Genomic DNA, 1,254 nt, shown 5'->3' on the forward strand with positions numbered 1-1,254 from the left:
TTTATCAAGCTGACCTTTGTTAACAGCTTCATTATCCTTTGTTGCTTCACCAACACCTGAAAGTGTCCGATCCGTACCAGTCTTGTTGGCTATGTTGATTTCACTGCCTTCTACTTCTTTACCAATAGTGATAAGATTGGTTGCTTGATCTTTCTTAACAAGGCTATCACCTTTCACATTGGTAATCTCATTATTAATTTCTTTGCTAATCTCATTTCTAATATTTATGAAAGAATTACCAACTCCAGCCAAAGCATCCGCCACATTGCCATAGTCTATCTCTTCAGATTTACCATCATCCTTAACTGTCTTAACCTTAAAACTTGGAGCAGTCCATTGTCCTTGCTCATCATAACCTGCACCTCCACCAAAATAGGTTGCAAGTTGTTCGTTCAGCGAATAAAGCTGACCACCCGTGATAGCATCCGTTGAATTAGCGCTAATCTCACCATTTGCAAGGAACGTAATTCTACTGTTTTCTTGTGTCCTGACAGCTTTGCCTTTTTCTTCTTGCTTCTTCTCATGACGTGCTACAAAGGCATTGGCTTCATCATTCCATAACAAAGCATCACCTTTAACTTGCTGAGTAATATTCGTTATGTTTTTAGTAAGTTCGCTAAACTTATTTGTTACATTATCATTGACATTCTTGATATTGCTATCAAGCTGGCTTTTGTTAACAGCGTCATTATTGTTCTTTGCTTCCCCAACACCAGAAATTATCCGATCCGCACCGCTTTCATTTGCAATATTGATTTCTGCGCCACCTACTTTTGCACCAATAGTGAGACGACTCGTTGTCTTATCTTGCTGAACAAAGCTTTCGCTTTCCACTTTGGTAATCACATTATTAACCTGTTCAGTCAATTTATTCTGAACATTCGTGATAGAACTTCCAACACCTGTAAGTGCATCTGCTACATTCTGATAATTCTTGTCAAAAGAAGTACCATCCTCACCAAACTGCTTGATCTTGAAATCCGGTGCTTTCCATTTGCCCTCTTTATCATATCCAGCACCACCACCAAAATAGGTTGCAAGTTGTTCGTTCAGCGAATAAAGCTGACTACCCGTTACGGCATCTGTTGATTTAGCGCTAATCTCACCATTTGCTAGAAACGTAATTCTACTGTTTTCTTGTGTCCTGACAGCTTTGCCTTTTTCTTCTTTACTCTTTTCATGACGCGCTACAAAGGCATCGGCTTCCTTGCTCCATAACAAAGAATCCTGTGCTACTCCTTCAGAAACCTCTTT

1 pseudogene is annotated in these 1,254 nt (G+C 39.6%); it reads right to left on the minus strand.

The annotated features are described in order from the left end of the window. Window positions 1-1,254: pseudogene (locus ACFIL3_RS10280) on the minus strand (hypothetical protein); the annotation flags it as partial.

The organism is Bartonella sp. CE47NXGY (assembly GCF_042195415.1).
Taxonomy (GTDB): domain Bacteria; phylum Pseudomonadota; class Alphaproteobacteria; order Rhizobiales; family Rhizobiaceae; genus Bartonella.